Annotated in this window: 19 protein-coding genes; 11 read left to right on the top strand and 8 right to left on the bottom strand. The window is 71.4% G+C overall.

Annotated elements, in window-relative coordinates; all coding sequences use genetic code 11:
* Window positions 1-23 precede the first annotated feature (23 nt).
* Window positions 24-1,424 (top strand): bifunctional UDP-N-acetylglucosamine diphosphorylase/glucosamine-1-phosphate N-acetyltransferase GlmU, encoded by a 1,401-nt coding sequence (glmU, locus tag CJZ98_RS08905; protein ID WP_094590503.1) that lies wholly within the window; start codon window positions 24-26, stop codon window positions 1,422-1,424.
* Here glmU and CJZ98_RS08900 read toward each other — a convergent pair.
* Complete coding sequence (locus CJZ98_RS08900) at window positions 1,345-3,783, bottom strand: cation-translocating P-type ATPase (protein ID WP_094590501.1); 2,439 nt, start codon at window positions 3,781-3,783, stop codon at window positions 1,345-1,347. The genes glmU and CJZ98_RS08900 overlap by 80 nt on opposite strands.
* Before the next feature lie 182 nt (window positions 3,784-3,965).
* Between CJZ98_RS08900 and CJZ98_RS08895 the strand changes: the two genes are divergently transcribed.
* Window positions 3,966-4,223: a Nif11-like leader peptide family natural product precursor gene (locus CJZ98_RS08895; RefSeq protein ID WP_094590499.1), complete on the top strand. Its 258-nt coding sequence runs from the start codon at window positions 3,966-3,968 to the stop codon at window positions 4,221-4,223.
* Between the two features lie 140 nt (window positions 4,224-4,363).
* Here CJZ98_RS08895 and CJZ98_RS08890 read toward each other — a convergent pair whose 3' ends face one another.
* Window positions 4,364-5,383: a catalase family peroxidase gene (locus CJZ98_RS08890; RefSeq protein WP_094590497.1), complete on the bottom strand. Its 1,020-nt coding sequence runs from the start codon at window positions 5,381-5,383 to the stop codon at window positions 4,364-4,366.
* 199 nt (window positions 5,384-5,582) lie between these two features.
* Here CJZ98_RS08890 and epsC point away from each other — a divergent pair, with 199 nt between their 5' ends.
* Together epsC and CJZ98_RS08880 are read left to right on the top strand one after the other, a co-directional pair.
* Complete coding sequence (gene epsC / locus CJZ98_RS08885; RefSeq protein ID WP_094590495.1) at window positions 5,583-6,548, top strand: serine O-acetyltransferase EpsC; 966 nt, start codon at window positions 5,583-5,585, stop codon at window positions 6,546-6,548.
* 210 nt (window positions 6,549-6,758) lie between these two features.
* Window positions 6,759-7,091, top strand: coding sequence for a PilZ domain-containing protein (locus CJZ98_RS08880; protein WP_094590494.1), 333 nt, complete (start codon window positions 6,759-6,761; stop codon window positions 7,089-7,091).
* Here the strand turns inward: CJZ98_RS08880 and CJZ98_RS08875 are convergent.
* From CJZ98_RS08875 to CJZ98_RS08865, 3 genes are read right to left on the bottom strand one after another with little or no spacing between them, the layout of a single operon-like run.
* Window positions 7,064-10,057 carry a cation-translocating P-type ATPase gene (locus CJZ98_RS08875; RefSeq protein ID WP_094590492.1) on the bottom strand — a complete coding sequence of 998 codons (2,994 nt, stop codon included), beginning with the start codon at window positions 10,055-10,057 and terminating at the stop codon, window positions 7,064-7,066. The genes CJZ98_RS08880 and CJZ98_RS08875 overlap by 28 nt on opposite strands.
* A 27-nt stretch (window positions 10,058-10,084) precedes the next feature.
* Entirely contained in the window at window positions 10,085-10,573 is a 489-nt protein-coding gene (locus CJZ98_RS08870; protein ID WP_157910934.1) for a YbjN domain-containing protein, read from the bottom strand.
* Between the two features lie 45 nt (window positions 10,574-10,618).
* Complete coding sequence (locus CJZ98_RS08865) at window positions 10,619-11,482, bottom strand: S1C family serine protease (RefSeq protein ID WP_108723292.1); 864 nt, start codon at window positions 11,480-11,482, stop codon at window positions 10,619-10,621.
* A 210-nt stretch (window positions 11,483-11,692) separates the two neighbouring features.
* Between CJZ98_RS08865 and CJZ98_RS08860 the strand changes: the two genes are divergently transcribed.
* Window positions 11,693-12,079 carry a hypothetical protein gene (locus CJZ98_RS08860; RefSeq protein WP_094590486.1) on the top strand — a complete coding sequence of 129 codons (387 nt, stop codon included), beginning with the start codon at window positions 11,693-11,695 and terminating at the stop codon, window positions 12,077-12,079.
* A 36-nt stretch (window positions 12,080-12,115) separates the two neighbouring features.
* Here CJZ98_RS08860 and CJZ98_RS08855 read toward each other — a convergent pair whose 3' ends face one another.
* Window positions 12,116-12,391: a hypothetical protein gene (locus CJZ98_RS08855; protein ID WP_094590484.1), complete on the bottom strand. Its 276-nt coding sequence runs from the start codon at window positions 12,389-12,391 to the stop codon at window positions 12,116-12,118.
* 130 nt (window positions 12,392-12,521) lie between these two features.
* Between CJZ98_RS08855 and CJZ98_RS08850 the strand changes: the two genes are divergently transcribed.
* Both CJZ98_RS08850 and CJZ98_RS08845 read left to right on the top strand, forming a co-directional pair.
* On the top strand, window positions 12,522-13,610 hold the full coding sequence (locus CJZ98_RS08850) for a calcium/sodium antiporter (protein ID WP_094590482.1): 1,089 nt from the start codon (window positions 12,522-12,524) through the stop codon (window positions 13,608-13,610).
* A gap of 106 nt (window positions 13,611-13,716) precedes the next feature.
* Window positions 13,717-13,980, top strand: coding sequence for a hypothetical protein (locus CJZ98_RS08845; protein WP_157910933.1), 264 nt, complete (start codon window positions 13,717-13,719; stop codon window positions 13,978-13,980).
* Window positions 13,981-14,013: 33 nt separating this feature from the next.
* Here CJZ98_RS08845 and CJZ98_RS08840 read toward each other — a convergent pair whose 3' ends face one another.
* Together CJZ98_RS08840 and CJZ98_RS08835 are read right to left on the bottom strand one after the other, a co-directional pair.
* Window positions 14,014-16,776, bottom strand: a complete 2,763-nt coding sequence (locus tag CJZ98_RS08840; RefSeq protein WP_094590478.1) for a cation-translocating P-type ATPase — start codon at window positions 16,774-16,776, stop codon at window positions 14,014-14,016.
* A gap of 63 nt (window positions 16,777-16,839) precedes the next feature.
* The gene (locus CJZ98_RS08835) at window positions 16,840-17,853 is read right to left on the bottom strand and encodes a CNNM domain-containing protein (protein ID WP_094590476.1); all 1,014 of its coding nucleotides are present in this window, start codon (window positions 17,851-17,853) and stop codon (window positions 16,840-16,842) included.
* Window positions 17,854-18,017: 164 nt separating this feature from the next.
* On the opposite strand from CJZ98_RS08835, the gene CJZ98_RS08830 reads away from it, so the two are divergent.
* The 4 genes from CJZ98_RS08830 to CJZ98_RS08815 all read left to right on the top strand — a co-directional run bounded on the left by CJZ98_RS08830 (window position 18,018) and on the right by CJZ98_RS08815 (window position 23,398).
* Entirely contained in the window at window positions 18,018-19,424 is a 1,407-nt protein-coding gene (locus CJZ98_RS08830; RefSeq protein ID WP_094590474.1) for a TrkH family potassium uptake protein, read from the top strand.
* A gap of 76 nt (window positions 19,425-19,500) precedes the next feature.
* Entirely contained in the window at window positions 19,501-20,205 is a 705-nt protein-coding gene (locus tag CJZ98_RS08825; RefSeq protein ID WP_094590472.1) for a potassium channel family protein, read from the top strand.
* Between the two features lie 127 nt (window positions 20,206-20,332).
* Window positions 20,333-21,646 carry a ferredoxin:protochlorophyllide reductase (ATP-dependent) subunit N gene (locus CJZ98_RS08820; protein ID WP_094590470.1) on the top strand — a complete coding sequence of 438 codons (1,314 nt, stop codon included), beginning with the start codon at window positions 20,333-20,335 and terminating at the stop codon, window positions 21,644-21,646.
* Between the two features lie 90 nt (window positions 21,647-21,736).
* Window positions 21,737-23,398, top strand: coding sequence for a ferredoxin:protochlorophyllide reductase (ATP-dependent) subunit B (locus CJZ98_RS08815; RefSeq protein ID WP_094590468.1), 1,662 nt, complete (start codon window positions 21,737-21,739; stop codon window positions 23,396-23,398).
* The last annotated feature ends 16 nt before the right edge of the window (window positions 23,399-23,414 follow it).

Genomic DNA, 23,414 nt, shown 5'->3' with positions numbered 1-23,414 from the left:
CGCCCAACCGCCCGCTGCTGCCGATGCTCGCCGTTGCCGTCCTGGCCGCCGGAAAGGGCACCCGCATGAAGAGCGAGCTGCCCAAGGTGCTGCAGCCGATCGCCGGCGCCACCCTGGTGGAGCGGGTGCTTTCGAGCTGCGAAGCGCTGGAACCGGAGCGGCGCCTGCTGATCGTGGGCCACCAGGCCGAGCGCGTGGAGCACTCCCTGGCGGCCCACAGCGGCCTGGAATTCGTGCTGCAGCAGCCACAGCGGGGCACCGGCCACGCCGTGCAGCAGCTGCTCGAGCCCCTGGCCGGCTTCCAGGGCGACCTGCTGGTGCTCAACGGCGATGTGCCGCTGCTGCGCCCCCAGACCATCGCCGAACTGGTGGAGCGGCACCGCGCCAGTGGCGCCGCCGTGACCCTGCTGAGCGCACGCCTGGTCGACCCCACGGGCTACGGCCGGGTGTTCGCCGATGGGGCCGGCAACGTGTCCGGGATCATCGAGCACCGCGACTGCACCGACGCCCAGCGCGACAACACCCTCACCAACGCCGGCATCTACATCTTCAACTGGCCCAAGCTGGCCGCCGTGCTGCCCCAGCTGCGCGCCGACAACGACCAGGGCGAGCTCTACCTCACCGACACCGTGGCGCTGCTGCGGCCGGCCATGCACCTGGAGGTGGCGGACCCGGATGAGATCAACGGCATCAACGACCGCCTGCAGCTGGCCCAGTGCGAGGCGGTGCTGCAGCAGCGGCTGCGCCAGCACTGGATGCGCGAGGGCGTGACCTTCGTGGATCCGGCCAGCTGCACCCTCAGCGACCGCACCGTGTTCGGGAGGGATGTGCTGGTGGAGCCGGGCTGCCACTTCCGCGGCGCCAACCAGATCGGCGATGGCTGCCACATCGGCCCCGGCTCCCTGCTGGAGAACGCCCACCTCGGCCGCAATGTGGAGGTGCTCTATTCGGTGGTGCGCGAGGCCCGCGTGGCGGACGACTGCGCCATCGGCCCCTTCGCCCAGCTCCGCCCAGGAGCCGATCTGGCAGCGGACTGCCGTGTGGGCAACTTCGTGGAGATCAAGAAGAGCCGCATCGGCGCCGGCTCCAAGGTGAATCACCTCAGCTACATCGGCGATGCCGAACTCGGCGAGCGGGTGAACGTGGGGGCCGGCACGATCACCGCCAACTACGACGGCGTGGCCAAGCACCGCACCGTGATCGGCTCCGGCAGCAAGACCGGGGCCAACAGCGTGCTGGTGGCGCCGATCGCACTCGGCGCCAACGTGACGGTGGCCGCCGGCTCCACACTTACCAAGGATGTGCCCGCCGGCGCCCTGGCCCTGGGCCGCGCCCGGCAGCTGGTCAAGCAGAACTGGCAGCCCCGCCAGGACGCAGCCGACGCTGCAGCAACCCCGCCAGCAGCAGCGCCAGAGCCGCGCTGATCAGGACCGCCAGGATCTGGGGGCCGGCCAGGGGCGTCAGGCCCAACAGCCGCTGCAGCCCCGGAACGACCAGTACCAGCAGCCACAGGCCCAGGCCCAGCCCGGCACCCATGGTCGTGATCGGGCTGCGGGGATCGCCGTTGAGCCATACCAAGCCCCCGCCCGCCACCAGCAACAGCCCGAACACCAGGCTTCGCTGAACCGCCACGGCGTCTGCCCCGTCGCGCAGCCCGCTGGCCAGCACGCCCCCCAGGCCGGTAGCGGCGGGCCAGAACAGCAGCGCCAGGGCAGCCAGGGTCACCAGCCCGCCCTGGACCAGGGCGCGGTGCCAGGTGGCGGGCCCGAACAGGGGCGCATCAGGCCGCCGCGGCGGCTGGCGCAGCAAGGCGGCACCACCCGGCAGGGCCTCGAAGACCACCGTGCAGGCCGGATCGATCACCAGGTGCAGCAGGGCGATGTGCACCGGCAGCAGGATCAGGGCCTGGCCCGGCAGCAGCAGAGGCACCAGCCCGAGCACCGCGATCGGCAGGTGCACGGCCAGGGTGTAGGCCAGGGCGCGGTGCAGGTTGGCATCCACCCGCCGCCCCAGGGCCAGGGCCTGCACCAGATCGCTGAAGGTGTCGTGGAGCAGTACCAGATCGGCGGATTCACGGGCCACGGCCGTGCCGCGCTTGCCCATGGCCACGCCGATGTCGGCGGCCTTGAGGGCGGGGGCGTCGTTGACGCCATCGCCGGTCATGGCCACCACCTCCCCCGCCGCCTGCAGGGCCCGCACCAGCTGCAGCTTCTGCTGGGGCATCACCCGCGCAAACACCGGCGCCGTAGCGGCGGCGGCGGCCAGGGCCCCGGGCTCGAGCGATTCGAGCTCCGCTCCGCTGAGCACGGCGCCCGCGGGCAGGCCGGCCTGATCGGCGATGGCCCGCGCCGTGGCCGGGCCATCGCCGGTGATCATCACCACGCGCACCCCGGCCGCCTGGGCCGTGGCGATCGCCGCCGGCACGTCCGGGCGCAGCGGATCGGCCAGGGCGATGAACCCGAGCGGCTCAAACAGGAAGTCGTGCACCTGCTCGGGGGGCTGGCCGGGGGCACTCGCCGCCCGCTCGGGCTGCAGCTCCGGATGCAGCGGCGCCCCATCCAGGCCGCAGGCCACCGCCAGCACCCGCAGCCCCTGGCAGGCCAGGCCGTCAGCGGCGGCCAGCAGCGCGGCGGCCGGCCCAGGCTCCAGGTGGCAGAGGTCGGCGATCGCCTCCGGCGCCCCCTTGGCGGCCAGCTGCCAGGCCCCCGCGCCATCGCGCCACAGCTGGGAGAACACCAGCAGGTCGCTCTGCAGGGGATAGTCCCGCTCCAGGGGCCAGTCGGGATGGAGGTGCTCCGTGCCCCCCAGCTGGGCCGTCGCGAGCCGCTGGATGGCCAGCTCCATCGCATCCACCGGATCGCCACGGCTAGCCAGCACGCCCAGCTCCAGCAGCCGGTGAAACGGTTCCTCCAGGAGGCTGCCCGCGCGCCAGCCCAACTGCCCGGGCCAGGTGAGCAGCTGCTGCACCGCCATGCGGTTCTCGGTGAGGGTGCCGGTCTTGTCGACCGCCAGCACCGTGGCGCTGCCCAGACTCTCCACCGCCGCGGGCCAGCGGGCCAGCACGCCGATCCGCGCCAGCCGCAGCGCCCCCAGGGCCAGGAACAGGGCCAGCACCACGGGGATCTCGTTGGGCAGCACCGCCAGGGCCAGGGCCAGGGCGGCCAGCAGGGCCCGGGGCCAGTCGCCGCTCACGGCCCCCTGCACCACGGCCAGGGCCGCGCACAGCCCCAGGGCCAAAAGGGTGAGCCGGCCGGTGAGCCGGCGGGTCTGGCGCTGGAGGCGGGTGGAGGGCGGCTGCACCGTGGCCAGACTGCGGCCAAGCCGACCCAGCTCGGTGCCCTCCGCCACGGCCACCACCTCGGCCCAGCCGCGGCCGCTGGCCACGAGCGACCCCGCCAGGATCCGCTCGCCGGGCTGGGTCCGGGCCACCGGCAGCGATTCGCCCGTGAGCAGCGACTCATCCAGCCACAGCCCCACGGCCTCCGTGATCGCCGCATCGGCCGCCACCCGGTCGCCCTCCTCCAGGCGCAGCAGGTCGCCGAGGCGCAGCTGCTCGGCGGGCAGCTCCAGCTCCTGGCCATCGCGGCGCACGTGGGCCCGGGGCGCCGAGAGCCGCGCCAGTTCCGCCAGGGCCCGGCTGCTGCGCCGCTGCTGCACGGCATCGAGCAGCGCGATCGCCACCACGAACACCAGCAGGATGGCGCCGTCCACCGGCTCGCCGATCAGGGCGTAGATCAGGGCGCAGGCCAGCAACAGCAAGTTGGTGGGCTCCAGCAGGCTCATGGGTCTCCCCGGGGGCTCACGGTGCTCCAGGGCTAGCCAGATCGGCCCGCCAGCGCCGGCCGCCCACCCAGCCCATCGCTGGGGTGGGCGGGTAGTGGGAGCGATAAAGGCATGTGGATGCCGCTACATCACAGTGCGGAGGTGATTTTTAGGGTCAAGGGCGTTCGATTGCGCTGTCACCGATGTCGTCGGATCATTTCTATCTGTTCACCGCCCTGGCCACCTTCAGCAGCCCCGTGCAGGAGAAACTCCGCCAGGTCCAGTCCCCGGAGGAGATCGTCGCCGTCGCCGCCGAGAACGGCTACCAGATCACCGTGCCCCAGCTGAGCTTCTTCTCCAAGCGCCTCAACGGCGACCACTGGGTTTGGGCCCGCAAGGGTGATGACTGGCGCGAGAGCTTCTTCGCCGCCGCCGAGCGCTCCAACCTGCAGGCGGTCTGAGCCGCTACGCCTTCTCTCGATCAATGGAAAGCCGGGGAGATGGATCCATCTCCCCGGCTTTGTTGTCAGAGGCTTGGTTATCAGAGGCTTTGTTATCAGAGGCTTTGTTATCAGAGGCTTGGTTATCAGAGGCTCTGTTGTCAGACGCCGCGGTTGCGCCGGTCGTAGGAGATGGCATAGGACCCGGAGCGGAACTGCAGCACCGGATCGTTGGTGGCCACGATGCCATCGCCCAGCACCAGCGGATCGAACGCCACCGCCTCGCAGGCACCGCCCTTCTGGGGTGAGGCTCCGCTCAGCGTCAGGGTGCCGACGGTGACGGTCTTGCGGTCCTCGGGCCAGGCCACGGAGGGGTCGTTGTCCACATCGCCGGGCCTGCCGAGGGTGAGAACCAGATCCCACTTCACCGGCCCCTGCTGGGTGCGCTCCAGCAGCCGCTGCTCCAGGAAATTGGCGGGCGCCGCCTTGAGCTCCTCATCGCTCAGGCGCCGTTCACCGTCCTGGGGAACGAAGGCCCAGCGCACCAGCTGGGAGCGGTTGGCGCTGTTCAGAAAGCGGAAAGCGTGCAGGCTGTAGTAGCTGCTGCTCGTGTAGCTCGCCACCGGATTGTTGGCGGCCAGGAAGGCAGCCTGGGGCTTGGTATCGGGATGGCTGGCGCGGAACGCCTTGACCGTGTCCGGATCGGGTTTACCGGTGGCCGGATCGGGCCGGGTGGCGATCAGGTTGCCGTGGAAGCTCTCGGGCGTGGCCGCCCCGAACACGGGGGTGTTGATCAGTGCCATGTTGACCACCCCGGCACCCCTGGGCTTGAACTGCAGCCCCAGGCCCCTGGGCGAGCGGGCGGTATCGGGGGCCTTGGGATTGCCTCCGGCCAGGGAGAAGCGGGCGACCACCGGCACCGGCTGGCCAGAGAAGATCGGCGAGCGCGAATACTGGCGCGCGTTGGCGTTGGCCACGAAGCTGCCGCTGGCGCAGCTGCCCTTGATGTGGTTGCGGCGCTGGCCGGAGTGCACGCCGAAGTTCTGCTCGAAGGTGGCGATCACCTGCTGGGGGGTGACGCCGCCCGCCGCCAGTCCTGCCGTGGCGATTCCCACCGAGGCCACCAGCGCCACCAGGGCCAGGGAGAGGCGGCGCTGCCAGCGCGTGAGCGGGTCAACCATGGACGACGTGATGGATCTGGCCTGGGACCCTATGCAGCGCCAGCCCCGCCAGGGCGTGCCCCCAGGCTGGCCCCGGCGTGCCCCAGGGAACAGGCCAAGCGCCCTGTCCCGTCCCCGTTGCCAGGGGCTGGAGGGGGCACGGCCCACCCCATCAGTACCGTGCAGCACAGATGCCCCACACTGAGCAGGGTCTGGCCCCATGAGCACGCCGCTGAGCCACTGGGACCTGGACTGGATCGTGGGGGCCCTGCGCGATGGACGCGAGCGCTGGCAGCAGGAGTGGCCCCATCCCCGCACCCTGCTGCCCCTGCCATCCCAGGCTGTCCTGACCCAGGTGGTGGAGGCCCTCAGCAGCGCCCTCTACCCCACCAGCCGGGTCGCGGGCGATGACCACGACGTGGACGGCGCCGTGGCCCGCAGCCTGGAGGAGGCCCTGGAAGCCCTGGCGAAGCAGGTGCGCATCGAGCTGGAGGTGAACCAGGCAGAAGGGCGCAGCGCCCAAGGTCCGGGCGCCCCGGATCCGGCGGAACCCGGGGGCACGGACAGCGCCGACCTCCTGGCCAGGGCACGGGCGCTGGTGCAGGACTTCGCCAGCCAGCTACCCACCATCCGCCACCTGCTCGACACCGATCTGCGCGCCGCCTACATCGGCGATCCCGCCGCCGACAGCCTGCACGAGGTGCTGGCCTGCTATCCAGGCTTCAAGGCGATCACCTACCACCGCTTCGCCCATGCCCTGCATGGGCTGGGGGTACCGGTGATCGCGCGGATCATCGGCGAGACGGCCCACTCCTGCACCGGCGTGGACATCCACCCCGGCGCCCGCATCGGCGACAGCTTCTTCATCGACCACGGCACCGGCGTGGTGATCGGCGGCACGGCGGTGATCGGCAACCGGGTGCGGCTCTACCAGGCGGTGACCCTGGGAGCCAAGCGCTTCCCGGTGGACCAGAACGGCCATCTGGTCAAGGGCGAACCGCGCCACCCGATCGTCGAAGACGACGTGGTGATCTACTCCGGCGCCACGATCCTGGGGCGCGTCACCATCGGCAGCGGCGCCACGATCGGCGGCAATGTGTGGCTCACCTCCTCGGTGCCGGCGGGGGCCACGGTGACCCAGGCCATGGCCCGAAACGAGACCTTCGCCGACGGCGCTGGCATCTGAGGGCAAGCCCCCCGGAGGGCGAGAGACCGCACAGGACACCTCCATGGGAGGTAGGAGCATCCCCTAAGAGGCCCCATGAAGGGACTTGTCCTGGCCCGGACCCCTGGCTAGTAAAGATCGGTGGATTGGTTTGAAGTGAGAAAGGGCGACAGCGCGGCGAGGGATCGGCAGCTCCATCAGCAGGCAGGACAGCGAATCGAGCGCCGGGCCATGAGGCGAACCCCCGTGCCGCTGATGACGGGGGCGGTGCGGGCCGAGCTGGTGACGGCGGAGCAGGTCTTCCCGCGGGGTCAGCTCTGGGACATCAGCCCGATCGGGGCCTGCCTGGTGGTGCGCGACTTCATCGACGAGCTGCTGGACGGTGCGCTGGTGACGGTGCGCCTGATCTGCGAGTCCACCCACCAGAGCCTGGAGGTGCAGGGCCAGGCACGCTGGAGTCACCCCGAGCTCAGGTCCACCTTCCTCGGGATCCACTTCGCCGAGGGAAGCCTGCGCCAAGGGCAGTTCCTCGAGTCCTATCTGGACCCGCACTGGGCTGACTGAGCCGGGAGCGTCTGATCCGGATCCAGCTGAACGGTCGGCGTCTGGATGGTCGGCGCCCGCCGCCACAGGCGCACGGCCTTCTCGGCCTCCAGGTAGGCGACGAACAGCCCACTGCAACCCAGGCAGATGGCCAGGTTGGTCGCCGTCAGGGGCGTGAGCTGAAAGAAACGGGCCAGGGCAGGCACCTGCAGCAGGGCCAGCTGGGCCGTGGCGCTGAGCAGCACCGACCCCAGCAGCCAGGGGTTGCGCAGGGGGCTGGTGGCCAGCAGGGGCCGCTCGCTGCCGGCCGAGAGGGCATGGCCCAGCTGGGCCAGGCAGAGGGTGGTGAACACCATCGTGGGCCAGGGGGCTCCGGAGCGCGCCGCCACCAGCATCAGCCCCAGGGTGAGGGCCGCGAACACCAGGCCGATGCGCAGGATGGCGGCGCCGGTGCCCTGGGCGAAGATCGGCTCGCGGGCCGGCAGTGGCGGCCGCTGCATCAGCGCCTGATCCACGGGGCCGAGGGCCAGGGCCAGGGCCGGCACCCCGTCGGTCACCAGGTTGATCCAGAGGATCTGCAGGGGGGTGAGCGGCACACCCAGCAGTGGGGCGGCGCTGATCGCCACCAGCTCGCCGATGTTGCTGGCCAGCACGTAGGTCACGAAGCGGCGGATCGTGACCAGCACCCGCCGGCCCTCCTCCACGGCACTCACGATCGTGGCGAAGTCGTCGTCGAGCAGCACCATGTCCGCAGCCTCCTTGCACACCTCCGTGCCCTGCTGCCCCATGGCCACGCCGATATGGGCCTGGCGCAGGGCCGGGGAGTCGTTGATGCCATCGCCGGTCATCGCCACGATCGCGCCCCCCGCCTGCAGCGCCTGGACGATGCGCAGCTTCTGCTCCGGTGGCACCCGGGCGTAGATGTCGCAGCCGGCAACGGCGACCGCCAGTTCGGCGTCGCTGAGCAGCTCCAGCTCCTGGCCCAGCAGCACCGGGCTCTGGGGGTCGGCCAGGCCGATGCCGGCGCCGATGCTGCGGGCCGTGAGGGGATGGTCGCCGGTGATCATCACCACGCGGATGCCGGCGCTGCGGCAGCGGGCCAGGGCCTCCGGCACCTCCGGCCGGGCGGGATCCCGCTGGCCCACAAGCCCCAGCAGGATCCAGTCGTCGCTGGCGTCGAACTGGGCCAGCGCCCGGGGCGATCCGCAGGCCAGGGCCAGCACCCGCTGGCCGGAAGCCGCCAGACCCTGGGCCTGCTCCAGCCACCAGCGCCGCTGGAGATCGTCCAGCGGCGCCACGCCAGCGCCATCCAGCCAGCGGTTGCAGCGGGCCAGCAGCACTTCGGGCGCCCCCTTGGCGAGGGCGAGCTGCCCGGCTGCGGCCAGGGAGTCCGTCCCAGCCGCCGGATCCGCCAGGCCAGCTTGGAGAGCGCCGTCGCCGTCCAGCACCGCCACCGCCATCCACTGGCGCTCGGCCGAGAAGGCCAGCTCGGCCGAGCGCGGGTGGCGCCGGCGGATCGCCTCGCCATCGAGGCCGGCGCGCTCGGCGGCCAGCAATAGGGCCCCCTCGGTCGGATCGCCCAGCAGGGTTCGCGCCTCAAGGGTTGGCCCCGCAAGGGTTGGCCCAGCGCAGGCCGTTGGCTCGCCAGTCGCCTGCTTCCCGCCAGCCGCCGGGCTGCCGGCGATCACCGCCGCACTCCAGCGGGCGTCATTGCAGAGCACCCCGGCGCTCAGCAGCAGCGACAGGGCCCCGGACGTGCTGCCGGGCCGGGCCCCGGCCGGTGGTGGCAGCACCTCCCGTCGCAAGGGCTCGGGATCTGCCGGATGCCCGGGGACCTCCCGGGTCCAGGAGCTGCGAGTGAGCTGGCCGGGAACAGCAGGATCTGGAGCGAGCCTGGACGCGCTCCCCCAGCCCAGGCTCACGGTGCCCACCCGCAGGGTCTGCACCACCTGGCGGTTTTCGGTGAGGGTGCCGGTCTTGTCGGTGCAGATCACCGTCACCGAACCGAGGGTCTCCACCGCCGGCAGGCGCCGGATCAGGGCATGGCGGCGCACCATCCGCTGGGTGCCGAGGGCCAGGGTCACGGTGATCACGGCCGGCAGCCCCTCCGGAACCACCGCCACCGCGGCCGCCAGCGCCATCTCCAGCAGCTCCAGCAGGGGCTGCCCCCGCCAGGCTCCCACCAGCATCGCCGCCCCCACCAGCACCAGGGCCCCGCCCACCAGCTGCTGCGAGAGCTGATCCAGCCGCCTCTGCAGCGGCGAGCGCTCCCGCGGCGTGCGGCGCAGCAGCAGGGCGATGCGCCCCAGCTCGGTGGCCAGGCCGGTGGCGGTCACCAGCGCCAGGCCCTGGCCGCGCACCACCTCGGTGCCCTGGAACACGCAGTTGCGCCGCTCCGCCACCGGCGTGCCAGCGGGAAGCACCAGCTCGGCCCGCTTGTCCACCGTGTCCGACTCGCCCGTGAGGGACGCCTCGCGCACCCCCAGTTCGCTGCCCTCCAGCAGGCGGGCATCGGCGGCCACCCGATCGCCCGCCGCCAGGCGGATCAGATCGCCCGGCACCAGCTGCTCGGCGGCCAGAACCTGCCACTGACCGTCGCGGCAGACCGGCACCTGGGGCTGGGCCAGCTGGCGCAGGGCCAGCAGGGCCCGCTCGGCCCTGCTCTCCTGCAGGTAGCCCAGTGCTGCGTTAAGCACCACGATCAGGCCGATGGCGATCGTGTCCCGCGGGAGCCGCTGGGCGCTGAGATCCAGCCAGGCCGCCACCCCGGCCACCGCCAGCAGCAACAGGAGCATCACGTTGCCGAACTGGTCGAGCAGGATGCGCACACGGCTCCGGCCCCGCTCCGGCTCCAGCCGATTGGGACCCGACTGAGCCAGCCGTCTGGCCGCCTGTTCCGACGTCAGCCCCAGCGGCGCGGCCGCGAGGGCAGCCAGGCAGGCCTGCGGCGCGAGGGCATGCCAGCTCGGCGGGGCGGGATCAGACACGCGCCGAGGGGCGGCTTGAACCCCACGCTAGGGAGCCTGGCCCAGTTGCTCGGCGCCGAATTCCCGGGCCAGCTCGTCATCGAACTGGTCGGCCACGCTGGCCACATCCAGCAGCATCCGCGCGACCTCCGGCTTACCCAGGCCGGGCAGGGTGCGCTCCGTCGCCACGACCACCACGTCCTCGTCCACCCCGAAGCAGCAGCCCACCACGATCCGGTTCAGCTCCAGGCAGCGCCGGTAGAAGGCCAGCAGGTTGCGCTCGGGCAGCCGCAGGATCGGGGAACGCACCTCCAGGGTGTCCTCATCGAGGATCACGTTGTGGTGCAGGCCCAGCTCGAGGGTGGCGCTGCCCACCTGCAACGACCAGTCGGCCCCGTCGTCGCCGTCCTCGCGCTGGCCATCGATGCCCAGCCCCGCCAGCACCTCATCCACCAGGTCCACCACCTGCTCCAGGGAGGGGCTGGCCGGTTCGTGGGGCAACCAGCGGGCCAGCAGATCGGGGAGGAAGCCCGTCATCGCCACGTCCGCCCGTGTCGCGGCTGCCCGTGCCGCGGCCGACCGTCAGAGGGTGGCGCCGCAGACCGGGCAGTAGGGCAGGTGCTCGGGGTTGGGCACCCCACAGACAGGGCAGCGCTCGGCGGCGGGGGGCTCAGGATCTGCCGCGGCTCCGGGGGCTTCCGGGGATCCGGCCGTGGCGCCCAGCTCCTCGAACGCATCGGCCAGGGCGATCAGGGCGCCGCAATTGTGGCAGTAGTCGGCGCTGCGGGAGGCCATGCCGCAGCTGGGGCAGTAGTGGACGCCGCCCTGGGCCCGCTCCTGCAGGTAGTCGTTGAAGCGGCGGTAGAGCAGCGGCGCAGGGATCGCGAAGTTGAGGCCCTGGGATTCGGCCCGACTGCAGGTGATCAGCCCCACCAGCCGGGCCCGGTCGTCGCAGATGGGGCCACCGCTGTTGCCCGGATTGATCGCCGCATCGAGCTGGATGTAGCGGCGCCCTTCGATCGACCGATCGATGCCACTCACCACGCCGGAGCTGAGGCTGTACTCGAGGCCGAGGGGATGGCCGATCGCATACACGGTCTCACCCACCTGGGGCATCCGCCCCTCCGGGGCCCGCTCGCCGATCAGGGGCTGGGAGGCCAGGCCGATCGCCTCCTGCAGCAGCGGCGGCTCCAGCTGCACGAAGGCCAGGTCGGGATCGCGGTAGGCCCGCACCACCCGGCCCGCCCCCCGGTGGCCGTTGGTCAGCCGCACCAGCACCGTGCTCCAGCCCTCCACCAGGTGGTGGTTCGTGGCCACCAGCCCCGCGCGGCTGAGCAGCACGCCGCCGCCGGACCCGTCGGGCACGTCGATCGCCACCACCGAACCCGAGACCCGGCGGAACACCTCGGAAGCCGGCAGCGGCGGCTCCAGGCACTGCAAGGCCATCCGCAGGCGAGACCATTGGGTTGGCAGCCCCCGCCGCCACCGCACGAGCCAACGCCCGAGCCACCTCCCGAGCCAACGTCCCAGCCTCCGCACGCACCGCACGCCTGCCTGGCCCATGCCGTCGCCCAAGCCCTGCGGCGAACCGTAAGCACCCAGCTAGCAACCCTGGGAAACATCCCTAGGCTGAGGCTGCGTCCTCCCACGGCTGCGATGCCGAACGTGCAGAAGGTCCCCCGGGGCCACAAGCGTCAGCCGATCCCCTTCTCCGCCGGGGTGATCGTGGTGGAGGTGAGCTTTGCCGGGGACGGCGATGGCCAGGACGGCGCTGGCCTCACCTACCCGGCCACCCTTTGGGACATCACGCGGGAGGGCTGCTGTGCCCTGGTGCAGGGCCATCTCGACGAACAGGTGGGCCACCGCTGCCAGCTCACGATGCGCGATGCCCAGTCGCCCGAGGTGGTGAGCCTGGAGGCCACGGTGCAGTGGTGCGATCCGGAGATGCACAACGCCTTCTGTGGCTTCTCCTTCCTGCAGCAGGGCGGCCTGCCGGTCGATACGTTCCTGGAGAGCTACCTCCAGGACAGCTGGGCCGACTGAGGCCAGGCCCAGGCCATCCGCCCTACCCCCAGCCCGTCAGAACAGGATCGGCAGGTTGCTGGGCTGGGTGCCGCTGCGGTCGCTCCAATCGACACGGCAGGTGTAGGTCACGGTGCCGCCCTGGCGGCCGACCCATGCCCGGGTGCGGGTGACGATGGCGTTGGCCGGCAGTGGCAGCTGGGCCCGGTTGCAGGCATCCACCTCAGAGATGTAGGAGCCGAAGGTCGCGCTGGCGGCCTGGGCCGGGCTCGCCGCGCCGCTCAGGCCCCCGATGGCGCCGAGGAGGGCCAGGCAAAGCAGGGGTCGGGTCATGGCGGGGGTGGGGGGAGTGGATGGGCGGGGCTCGCGGCCATCGTATGGAGATCGGCCCGGCCCGGCCACGGCGCTCGGCCGCAGCCTGCGGGCCGCAGGTGCCGATAATGCCCGCACCCTTGCCCCCGCCATGCCCTACCTCTGGAACGTGCTTGAGATCCTCGGCGGGATCCTGCTCCTCTTCGGCGGAGGTGAACTGTTCGTGGCCGGCTCGATCGCCATCTCGCTGCTGCTGGGCATTCCCCAGATCGTGATCGGCCTCACGGTGGTGTCGCTCGGCACCAGCGCGCCGGAGCTGTTCGTGAGCCTGCTCTCCACCATCCAGGGCAACGCCGCCGGCGATGCCATCGCCGTGAGCAACGTGGTGGGCAGCAACATCTTCAATGTGCTGGTGGTGCTCGGCGCCAGCGCCCTGGTGATGCCGCTGCGGGTCAAGAGCCGGCTGGTGCGCCGCGACGTGCCGCTGTTGCTCGGGGTGTCGATGGCCACCTGGGGCATGGCCTCGGGCGGCCGGCTCACCTGGGTGGCGGGCCTGGCGCTGCTCACCGGCACGGTGATCAATGTGATCTGGGAGATGCGCACGGCCAAGGAGGAGCCGGAGGCGGACGGCGATGAGCTCGATGCCGCCGACGCGGCCCCCACCCCGGTGGCCTTGGCCAAGCTGGCCGCGGGTCTGGGCCTGCTGGTGGTGGGTTCCCAGCTGCTGGTGAAGGGCGCCACCGCCGCGGCCCTGGGCCTGGGGGTGAGCGAAACCGTGATCGGCCTCACGATCGTGTCCGCCGGCACTTCGATGCCCGAACTGGTCACCTCGCTGGTGGCCGCCTACCGCGGCAAGGCCGACATCGCCATCGGCAACGTGGTGGGCAGCAACCTGCTCAACCAGCTCGTGATCCTGGGGCTGTGCGGGGTGGTGAGCGGCGGGCGCGGCCTGGGGGTGGATCCCGTGATGCTCGTCCGCGATTTCCCGGTGATGGTGGCCACCACCCTGGCCTGCCTGCCGATCTTCTGGACCGGGGGCGTGATCAACCGCCTGGAGGGCGGCCTGCTGATGGCCCTCTACGGGCTCTACCTGGTGGACCAGGTGCTCTCCACCAGTCTGCCGGACTCGGCGGATGAGTTCCGACTGGTGGTGCTGGTGGGGATCCTGCCGCTGCTGCTGGTGTTCCTGGCCTGGAGCAGCCTGAAGTGGCGGCGGGTGCGCCGCATCGCCGAGATCTGAACCGCCCTCCAGCTCCGGACAGACGGCCCCACAGCCCGACTGTTCACAGGGAACAGCGGGCATTCAGCCCCAGCTGCCAGGGTTGAACCTTGTTTCAAGATTCCGCATGGCCTGTCCCCACTGCGGTGACCACATGCTCAGCCTGGTCGGCCGGCAGCTGGTGTGCTGTGGCTGCGGGCGTCCCCAGCCGCAGCATGCCCCCAACCCAATGGTGGGCTGGCTGAGGGCCCACGGCCTGATCCTGCTGGGGGTGGTGATGCTGGTGCCCCTCGCCATCGGTATCGGCATGCTGGAAGAGCTGCAGATGGCAGCCGAAGCCCATGCCGATGAACCCACCGCAACGGAGCGGGTCGTGGAGCGCCAGCCCTGAGGGCGGCCGGCGCTGCTGGATTCAGCGGCAGATTCAGGCGTTGGCGCTGGAACGGCGCCGCCACAGCCGCCACCACTTCTCCAGCTCCAGGTAGACGAAGAACACGAGGCTGAAGCCCACGCACACCAGCAGGTCGTGGCCGGCCAGGGGCACCGTGCCGAAGAAGCTCGAGAGGGCTGGCACGTAGAGCAGGGCCAGCTGCAGACCCGTGGTGAGCACCACGGCCCAGAGCAGCCAGGGGTTGGAAAAGGGGGCGACCCGGCTCAGGGGCAGGTCACTGCGGGCCGACAGGGCGTGGCCCATCTGGGCGAGGCAGAGGGTGGTGAACACCATGGGCTGCCAGGGGGCTCCGCTGCGGGCGGCATACACCATCATCACGATCGTGATGGCAGCGAACACCAGGCCGATGCGCACGATGTAGCGGCCGATGCCGCGGGCGAAGATCGACTCGCCGGGGCGGGCCGGTGGCCGCAGCATCAAGCCGTCCTCCCCAGGCTCCAGGGCCAGGGCCAGGGCCGGAACGCCGTCGGTCACCAGGTTCATCCAGAGGATCTGCAGCGGCGTCATCGGCACGCCGGTGAGGCCCAGCAGGGGCGCGGCACCGATGGTGATCAGCTCGCCAACGTTGCTGCCGAGGATGTACTTCACGAAGCGGCGGATGTTGGCGTACACCAGCCGCCCCTCCTCCACCGCGCTCACGATCGTGGCGAAGTTGTCGTCGAGCAGCACCATGTCGGCGGCTTCCTTGCTCACCTCGGTGCCGGTGATGCCCATGGCCACCCCGATGTGGGCCTGCTTCAGGGCCGGGGCGTCGTTGACGCCGTCGCCGGTCATGGCCACCACCTGGCCGTTGGCCTGCAGGGCCTTGACGATCCGCAGCTTCTGCTCGGGGGCCACCCGGGCGTAGACGCTGCAGCGGGCCACCACCTGCTGCAGGGTGGCGTCATCGAAGCCCTCCAGCTCCCGGCCCAGCACCACCTCGCCATCGGCGCTGGTGAGGCCGATGCCCGCGCCGATGGCCCGGGCGGTGAGCGGGTGGTCGCCGGTGATCATCACGGGGCGGATGCCGGCCTGCCGGCAGGTGGCCACGGCCTCGGTCACCTCGGGGCGGGCGGGATCGAGCTGGGCCATCAGGCCCAGCAGCACCTGCCGCTCCAGCTCCAGCTCCGGGCTGGGATGGTGGGGGGCGCAGGCGAAGGCCAGCACCCGCAGCCCGCCGGCGGCCAGCTCCCGGGCCTGCTCCAGCCACCACTGGGCCTGGGCCGGATCCAGAGGCACCACGCCGGAGCCATCCAGCCAGCGGTCGCAGCTGGCCACGATCACTTCCGGAGCGCCCTTGGTGATCAGCAGCCGGCTGGAACCCGCGGCCACCGCCCCCAGGGGCGCCTGCAGAGTGCCGTCCGGGTCCTCCACCCAGACGGCCATCAGCTGGCGCTCGGAACTGAAGGGGATCTCAGCCGAGCGCGGGAAGCGGTTGCGCAGGGCGAAGTCGTCCACCCCGTCCTTGGCGGCCACCACCACCAGGGCCCCCTCGGTGGGATCACCCAGGATCTCCCAGGCGCTGGGGCCATCCTGCTTGAGTTCGGCGTCGCTGCAGAGCACCCCGGCCTGGAGCAAAAGCGACCGACCGCCGGGCACGCTGCCCGGGCTGGCCCCGGCCGGGGCGGTCAGGGCGGTGGCGCTGAAGGAGCCCACCGGCTCGTAACCCTGACCCCCCACGGTCACCGCCTCGGTGCCGCTGCGCAGTTCCTGCACCACCTGGCGGTTCTGGGTGAGGGTGCCGGTCTTGTCGGAGCAGATCACGGTCACCGACCCGAGGGCCTCCACGGCCGGCAGGCGCCGGATCAGGGCGGCGCGGCGCACCATGCGCTGGGTGCCGATCGCCAGGGTCACGGTGATCACGGCGGGCAGACCCTCCGGCACGATCGCCACCGCCATCGAGAGGGCCACCTCCAGCAGGTTGAGCAGGTCCAGCCCCATGGCCACACCAACCCCCATCACCACCGCCACCAGGGCGAGGGCACCGCTCACCAGCACCTTGGCCAGGCCATCCAGCCGCTGCTGCAGGGGCGTGTCCTCGCCGCCGGCCGTGTTGATCAGCTCGGCGATCTGGCCCAGTTCGGTGGCCATGCCCGTGGCCGTCACCAAGGCCACGCCGCGGCCGCGCACCACCTCGGTGCCCTGGAACAGGCAGTTCTGGCGCTCGAGCACCGGCGTACCCGGCTCCAGCACCAGCTCCGCCTTCTTGAACACGGCCTCGGCCTCGCCGGTGAGGGCCGCCTCCCGCAGGCCCAGTTCGGCCACCTCCAGCAGGCGGGCATCGGCGGGCACCCGGTCGCCCGCCTCCAGGCGGATCAGGTCACCGGGCACCAGCTGCTCGCTGGACAGCCGCTGCCACTGGCCATCGCGGCGCACCTGAACCATCGGTTGGGCCATGTTGCGCAGGGCCAGCAGCGCCTGCTGGGCCTTGCTCTCCTGCAGGTAGCCCAGCAGGCCGTTGAGCACCACGATCAGCACGATCGCGATGGCGTCCTTGGGGAAGCGGGCTTCCACGTGGGCCACCACCGCCGACACCGCCGCCACGGCCAGCAGCATGATCAGCATCACGTTGCTGAACTGATCCCAGAGGATCTGCAGATCGCTGCGGCCGGCCGCCAGCTCCAGGCGGTTCAGGCCCAGGCGGGCGAGGCGCTCGGAGGTCTGGGCCGTGGACAGGCCGGCCCGGCTCGCGTCCAGCTGCTGCAGGCACTCATCGGCGGCCAGGGCGTGCCAGGCAGGAGACGCTGGGCGTGTCAAGGGCGCGTTTACAAAGCTGGCCCGAACCTTAGATGGGGTGGGGGCGAACTTGGCCAGCACCCTCTAGGCGTCGAGACTCTCGGGACGGCCCTGAATCCGCTTCCATCCCGCCAGCACCCCCAGGATGGCCGCGGCGCTCACCAGGCCCACAAAGGCCCCGTGCTCGTCGACCACCACCCGCACGGCGCTGCGGTCACCGCGGCGGAAGCTGGTGAGCAGGCGGTCGACCCGGATCATTTCGGGCACGAACAGGGGCGCATCGCACACCTCGCACACCTGGCGACCTCCGCCTCCCCGCAGCAGGATCGCCATCGCCTCCTCGCGGCTCAGCACCCCCAGCACCTGGTCGACTCCTTCGCCCAGCACCACCCACCAGGTGTCCTCCGGGGCCGCCACGATCTGGTCGCGGGCCAGCTCCAGGCTCAGGCTCCCCGCCAGGGCTGGGGTGGCCACCCGCGACACCATCAGCTCCCGGGCCGTGAGGTCGTTGAGGGCGAAGACCTTGCCGATCATGGCGGCCTCGTCCGCCTCGATCTGGCCCTGTTCGGAACCGAGCCTCGCCAGCAGGTGGATCTCCCGCTCGTTGGTGGTGAGTTCGGCCTCGGCGGTGATGGCCGGCATCAGGCGCTCGAGCAGCAGCAGCAGCGGCAGGCTGAGGCGTTCGATCACCAGCAGCACCCGAGCCGACACCAGCGACAGCGGCATGGCCAGGTTGTTGCCGATCGCCTTGGGCAGGATCTCGGCGAAGAGGATCACCAGCAGGGTGAACACCACGTTGAAGATCACCAGGCCGGCCGCGCCGCCATAGCCGCCCTGGAACACCCCGTCGGCATGGCTGCCCAGCACCATCGAGCCGGAGATGTTGAACAGGTTGTTGGCCACCACCAGCACCGCCAGGGCCCGACCGGGTCGGTTCTTGATCCGCTCGAGCGCCCGGGCCCCCGGGACGCCCCGCTTGGTGAGGGTGTGCACCTGGATCGGGTTCACCGTGAGAATCGCCGCCTCCACCCCGGTGGCGATGGCGGAGCCCACCAGAATCACCCCCGCCATCAGCAGCAGCACGACGATCGGATCCATCGACGGGTCCTGCAGAGCTGCGGGGAACCTACCGCCGGTCTTCTTCTGGGCCGTTGCGAGACAGAGAAAGACCAGCACTCCGGCTACGGTTGCCCGTCTGGCGCCCGTGCCACGCCTCCCGATCCGGGAGTTCCACCACCCCGCCGCCGCCGCAACAGCACCCGATGACCCTGAGCGCGCCGCTGACCCTCTGGGTGCGCCTGCAGCGCTGGCGACACCAGCTCACGGTGCCCCAGTTCACGGCTGTCACGGGCCTGCTGGTGATCGCCTCCGGCACGGTGATCCTGGCCTCGCCGCTCTGCTCCACCGACGCGGTGGGCCTCTGGCAGGCCCTGTTCACCGTCACCTCCGCCATCACGGTCACGGGGCTGTCGGTGATCGTGGTGGAGCGCGACCTCACGCCCTTCGGCCAGATCGTGCTGGCCGGCCTGATCGTGACCGGCGGCCTGGGCCTGATGGCGATCACCACCTTCCTGCAGGGCTTCGTGCAGGGGCGCTCCGGGCTGCGCCACCGGCTCGACAAGGGCCGCTCCCTCGATGAATTCGGCGTGGGGGGCATCGGCCCCACCTTCCACAGCATCCTGCTCACGGGCTTCTGCGTGATGGGGCTGGGCACGGTGGTGCTCTACGCCTTCGGCTTCGCCGACATCCCGAACCCTCTGGCCCGCCTGTGGGCCTCGCTGTTCCACTGCATCAGCGCCTACAACAACGCCGGCTTCGGCCTATGGGCCAACAACCTGGAGAACTACCGCGACAACCCGGTGGTGAACGGCGTGATCGCCAGCCTGATCGTGGTGGGCGGCATCGGCTGGCGGGTGATCAACGACCTCTGGGCCAACCGCCGGCGACTCGCCAGGCTGCGGCGCCTGAGCCTGCACACGCGCCTGGTGCTGCGCAGCACGATCGGCCTGATCCTCTTGGGGGCCGTGGGCCTGCTGCTCACCGAGCACTTCGCCCCAGACGGCACGCTGCAGAAGTTCAGCCTCTTGCAGCAGCTGCAGATCACGCTGTTCCAGTCGATCACCACCCGCACCGCCGGCTTCAACACCATCCCCCTCACGATCGAGACCCTCTCGGACGCGGGTCTGCTGCTGATGGTCGTGCTGATGTTCATTGGCGCCAGCCCCGGCGGCACCGGCGGCGGCATCAAGACCACCACCTTCGCGATCCTGATGGGGGCCACCCGCTCCACCCTCGAGGGCCGCGACGACGTCGTGATCGGCCGACGGCTGATCCCCTCCTCCACCGTGCTGCGGGCCGTGGGGGTGACCCTGGCCTCGGCCCTGTTCGTGGTGCTGATGACCCTGCTCCTGCAGGTGGGTCCCAGCGCGGCGGGGGTGCCCGGCCATGAGCCGTTCAGCTTCCTCGAGAAACTGTTCACCTGCGTGTCGGCCTTCGGCACCGTGGGCCTGGATGTGGGCGTGACGGCCAACCTCAACCGCTGGGGCCAGCTGGTGCTGATGGTGTGCATGTTCGTGGGGCGGCTGGGGATCCTGCTGCTGCTCTCGGCCCTCTATGCCAATCGACCCCAGGCCCGGGTCGGCTATCCCCGGGAGGACCTCTACGTGTAGGCCCCCCATTGCCTGGCTTGCCGGCCAGCGCCTCTCTCTGAGCTTTTCCCCTTTTTCCGTTGTGCCTTCCAGTCCAATGAACCAATGGTGGCAATGGCCCGCCGACCAGGCGGGCGGGCGGGCCAGTTTCGCCGTGATCGGCGTGGGGCGTTTCGGCTCCGCCGTGATCACCGAACTGGTGCGCTGCGGCGCGGATGTGCTGGCGGTGGACCTGAACCAGCGGGCCATCGACGAGCTGCGTCAGATCGACCCCTCGATCGAGGCCCGGGTGGTGGACTGCACCGACGAGGAGGCGCTGCGGGCGGCCGGCGTGCTCGACCTCGACACGGTGGTGGTGGGCATCAGCGAGCCGATCGAGGCCAGCATCACCGCCACCCTGATCTGCAAGGACGGCGAGGGCACCCGGGTGCGCCAGGTGATCGCCCGCGCCACCAGCGACCTGCACGAAAAGATGCTGCGCCGGGTGGGTGCCGACCGGGTGGTGTTCCCCTCCAAGATGCAGGGCCAGCGCCTGGGCCTGGAGCTGATGCGCCCCAACCTGCTGGAGCAGCTGCGCCTCGACGACCGCAACAGCATCGAGGAGATCCGCGTGCCTTCGGCCTTCGTGGGCCGCACCCTGCGGGATCTGAACCTGCGCAAGACCCACAACGTGAGCGTGCTGGCGGCTGGCCCCAGCCAGCGGCTCACGGTGAACCCGCCGGCCTCCCAGGTGCTCCAGGCCGGCGAGTTGCTGGTGGTGATGGGCTCCGCCGCCGCCCTGGAGGCCCTGCCTCCTGAGTGAGGCCGCCAGGGGCCAGCGGGGCTGCTGGCGTGCGGATCCGCACACCTGATCCCGAAGACTTCCCCCCAGGGGCTGCCGGCCAGGGCCGGCGCGGCTACCCAGGAGGGGACCTTCGGCATGGGCATCCATGGCCCAGACCCTCGCCAGCCCCAAACCCACCGGCAGCCCGGACGCCCCGGCACTGATCCGGGAGAACGGCCAGCGGGAAGTGTTCTGCGGCCTCACCTCGATCGTGTGGCTGCATCGGCGTATGCCGGATGCCTTCTTCCTGGTGGTTGGCTCGCGCACCTGCGCCCACCTGGTGCAGAGCGCCGCCGGCGTGATGATCTTCGCTGAGCCCCGCTTCGGCACCGCGATCCTGGGGGAACGGGACCTGGCGGGCCTGGCCGATGCCAACGCCGAACTGGACCGGCTGGTGGGCCATCTGCTGGAGCGGCGCCCCGAGATCCGCACCCTGTTCCTGGTGGGCTCCTGCCCCAGCGAGGTGATCAAGCTCGATCTGGCGAAGGCAGCGGAGCGGCTCAATGGCCAGCTGGCGGGCCGGGTGCAGGTGCTGAGCTACTCCGGCAGCGGCATCGAGACCACCTTCACCCAGGGGGAGGACAACGCCCTGCTGGCCCTGGTGCCGCTGCTGCCGGCGGCGCCGGTCGCGATGGCTGCAGGCAGCGGCGCAGCTCCCCCGGACCAGCTGCTGATCGTCGGCACCCTCGCCGATGGGGTGGAGGACCGCTTTCGCTCCCTGTTCAGCCGCCTCGGCATCCCCAGGATCGACAGCCTGCCGCCGCGCCGCGCCAGCGAGCTGCCGCCGGTGGGGCCCGGCACCCGGGTGCTGCTGGCCCAGCCCTTCCTCTCGGCCACGGCCCGGGCCCTGGTGTCGCGGGGGGCCCAGCTGATCCCGGCGCCCTATCCCCTTGGGGTGGAGGGCAGCCGGGCCTGGATGGCGGCGGCGGCGGCGGCCTTCGGGGTGGCGCCAGCCCACGTGCAGGCGGTGCTGGCGCCGCTGGTGGAGCGGGGCCAGCGGGCCCTGGCGCCCCACCGGGAGGTGCTGGCCGGTAAACGGCTGTTCCTCATGCCCGATTCCCAGCTGGAGATTCCCCTGGCCCGCTTCCTGGCCCGCGAGTGCGGCATGGAGCTGCTGGAGGTGGGCACGCCCTATCTGGACCGCAGCCTGATGGCCGAGGAGCTGGCCCTGCTGCCGCCGGGTGTGCAGCTCAGCGAGGGCCAGCATGTGGAGCACCAGCTGGATCGGCTGCGGGCCGCCCGCCCCGACCTGGTGCTCTGCGGCCTCGGCCTGGCCAATCCGCTCGAGGCCGAGGGCATTGCCACCAAGTGGTCGATCGAGCTGGTGTTCAGCCCCATCCACGGCATCGACCAGGCGGGCGATCTGGCCGAACTGTTCGCCCGCCCGCTGCGCCGGCGCGCCCTGCTCAGCTTCGCCTGAGACGGCCGCCAGCCTCCGATCCACCACGCCCGGCTCACCAACCCGTCCGCGACGGGTTCCGCTTTCCCCACTCGCTCCCACCCGAACCCCTTGGAACTCACCCTCTGGACCTACGAAGGTCCCCCCCACGTGGGCGCCCTGCGCGTCGCGGCCTCGATGGAAGGGGTGCACCTGGTGCTGCATGCCCCCCAGGGCGACACCTACGCCGACCTGCTGTTCACGATGATCGAACGGCGCGGACGGCGCCCCCCCGTGACGTACACCACCTTCCAGGCCCGCGACCTGGGCGGCGACACCGCCGAGCTGGTGAAGCGCTCGATCGCCGAGGCGGCGGAGCGCTTCCAGCCCGAGGCGCTGCTGGTGGGCGAGAGCTGCACCGCCGAGCTGATCCAGGACCAGCCCGCCGCCCTGGCCCAGGGCATGGGCCTGGGGGATCTGCCGGTGGTGGGCCTGGAGCTGCCCGCTTACTCCAAGAAGGAGAACTGGGGCGCCGCCGAGACCTTCTACCAACTGGTGCGGAGCTTGCTGAAGGGCCAGATGCCGCCACCGGGCCAGCCGAAGCCGGAACCGACCCGCTGGCGCCAGGAGGGCCGCCGGCCGCGGGTGAACCTGCTGGGACCCACCCTGCTGGGCTTCCGCTGCCGCGACGACGTGCGGGAGATCAGCCGACTGCTGGCCGAACACGGCATCGACGTGTCGGTGGTGGCGCCCCTCGGCGCCCGCCCCGCCGACCTGCAGCGGCTGCCCAGCGCCGATCTGAACGTGTGCCTCTACCCGGAGCTGGCGGGGCCGGTCTGCAGCTGGCTGGAGCGCAGCTTCGGGATGGCGACGGTGCGCACGGTGCCGATCGGCATCGGCGCCACCGCCGCCTTCCTGCGGGAGCTGCACGGCCTGCTGGGCCTGGAGCTGCCGGCCGAGCTGGAGCCGGGTGCCGGTGGGGTCTCCGAGGCTGAGCGGCGCTCGCGCCTGCCCTGGTATTCGCGCTCGGTGGATTCCACCTACCTCACCGGCAAGCGGGTGTTCATCTTCGGCGACGCGAGCCACGCCATCGCCGCGGCCCGGGTGGCGACCCAGGAACTCGGCTTCCAGGTGGTGGGCCTGGGCAGCTACAGCCGCGAACTGGCCCGGGAGGTGCGCGCCGCGGCGGCCGAGCTGGGGCTGGAGGCCCTGATCTCCGACGACTACCTGGCGGTGGAGGCGGCCATGGCCGCCGCGGCGCCCGAGCTGGTGCTCGGCACCCAGATGGAGCGCCACAGCGCCAAGCGGCTCGGCATCCCCTGCGCCGTGATCAGCACGCCGCTGCACGTGCAGGACGTGCCGGCCCGCCAGGCCCCCCAGATGGGCTGGGAGGGGGCCAACGAGCTGTTCGACGCCTGGGTGCACCCGCTGATGATGGGCCTGGAGGAACACCTGATCGGCATGTTCCGCCACGACTTCGAGTTCGTGGAGGGCCACCGCAGCCACCTGGGCGGGGCGCCAGCCGCCGAGGCCACGGGGACAAACACCGTGCCGGCGGAGACCTCAGGGGTGTCGGCGGCGGCGGCCACCGCAACACCCGCCGCTGCTCCGGCCTCGGGGGCGATCGACGCGGCTCTGGCCTGGACCCCGGACGGCGAGGCCCAGCTGGCCCGCATCCCCTTCTTCGTCCGCGGCAAGGTGCGCCGCAACACCGAGCGCTACGCCCGCGACCACGGCCTCAGCGCCATCAGCGAGGAGGTGCTGTTCGACGCCAAGGCCCACTACAGCGCCTAGGTCCCGCCCCCGCTGT

The organism is Vulcanococcus limneticus LL (assembly GCF_002252705.1).
GTDB classification, from domain to species: Bacteria; Cyanobacteriota; Cyanobacteriia; order PCC-6307; family Cyanobiaceae; genus Vulcanococcus; species Vulcanococcus limneticus.
The sequence above is the reverse complement of the archived record's forward strand: the minus strand, read 5'-3'. Positions and strand labels throughout refer to the sequence as shown.

Coding starts and splice junctions, on each gene's coding strand:
- CJZ98_RS08855 (WP_094590484.1), bottom strand. CDS start 12,391: ATGACCCGACCCCTGCTTTGCCTGGCCCTCCTCGGCGCCATCGGGGGC.
- CJZ98_RS08845 (WP_157910933.1), top strand. CDS start 13,717: ATGGCCTGTCCCCACTGCGGTGACCACATGCTCAGCCTGGTCGGCCGG.
- CJZ98_RS08900 (WP_094590501.1), bottom strand. CDS start 3,783: ATGAGCCTGCTGGAGCCCACCAACTTGCTGTTGCTGGCCTGCGCCCTG.
- epsC (WP_094590495.1), top strand. CDS start 5,583: ATGAGCACGCCGCTGAGCCACTGGGACCTGGACTGGATCGTGGGGGCC.
- CJZ98_RS08825 (WP_094590472.1), top strand. CDS start 19,501: ATGAACCAATGGTGGCAATGGCCCGCCGACCAGGCGGGCGGGCGGGCC.
- CJZ98_RS08830 (WP_094590474.1), top strand. CDS start 18,018: ATGACCCTGAGCGCGCCGCTGACCCTCTGGGTGCGCCTGCAGCGCTGG.
- CJZ98_RS08870 (WP_157910934.1), bottom strand. CDS start 10,573: ATGACGGGCTTCCTCCCCGATCTGCTGGCCCGCTGGTTGCCCCACGAA.
- CJZ98_RS08890 (WP_094590497.1), bottom strand. CDS start 5,383: ATGGTTGACCCGCTCACGCGCTGGCAGCGCCGCCTCTCCCTGGCCCTG.
- glmU (WP_094590503.1), top strand. CDS start 24: ATGCTCGCCGTTGCCGTCCTGGCCGCCGGAAAGGGCACCCGCATGAAG.
- CJZ98_RS08835 (WP_094590476.1), bottom strand. CDS start 17,853: ATGGATCCGATCGTCGTGCTGCTGCTGATGGCGGGGGTGATTCTGGTG.
- CJZ98_RS08860 (WP_094590486.1), top strand. CDS start 11,693: ATGCCGAACGTGCAGAAGGTCCCCCGGGGCCACAAGCGTCAGCCGATC.
- CJZ98_RS08820 (WP_094590470.1), top strand. CDS start 20,333: ATGGCCCAGACCCTCGCCAGCCCCAAACCCACCGGCAGCCCGGACGCC.
- CJZ98_RS08865 (WP_108723292.1), bottom strand. CDS start 11,482: ATGGCCTTGCAGTGCCTGGAGCCGCCGCTGCCGGCTTCCGAGGTGTTC.
- CJZ98_RS08850 (WP_094590482.1), top strand. CDS start 12,522: ATGCCCTACCTCTGGAACGTGCTTGAGATCCTCGGCGGGATCCTGCTC.
- CJZ98_RS08895 (WP_094590499.1), top strand. CDS start 3,966: ATGTCGTCGGATCATTTCTATCTGTTCACCGCCCTGGCCACCTTCAGC.
- CJZ98_RS08880 (WP_094590494.1), top strand. CDS start 6,759: ATGAGGCGAACCCCCGTGCCGCTGATGACGGGGGCGGTGCGGGCCGAG.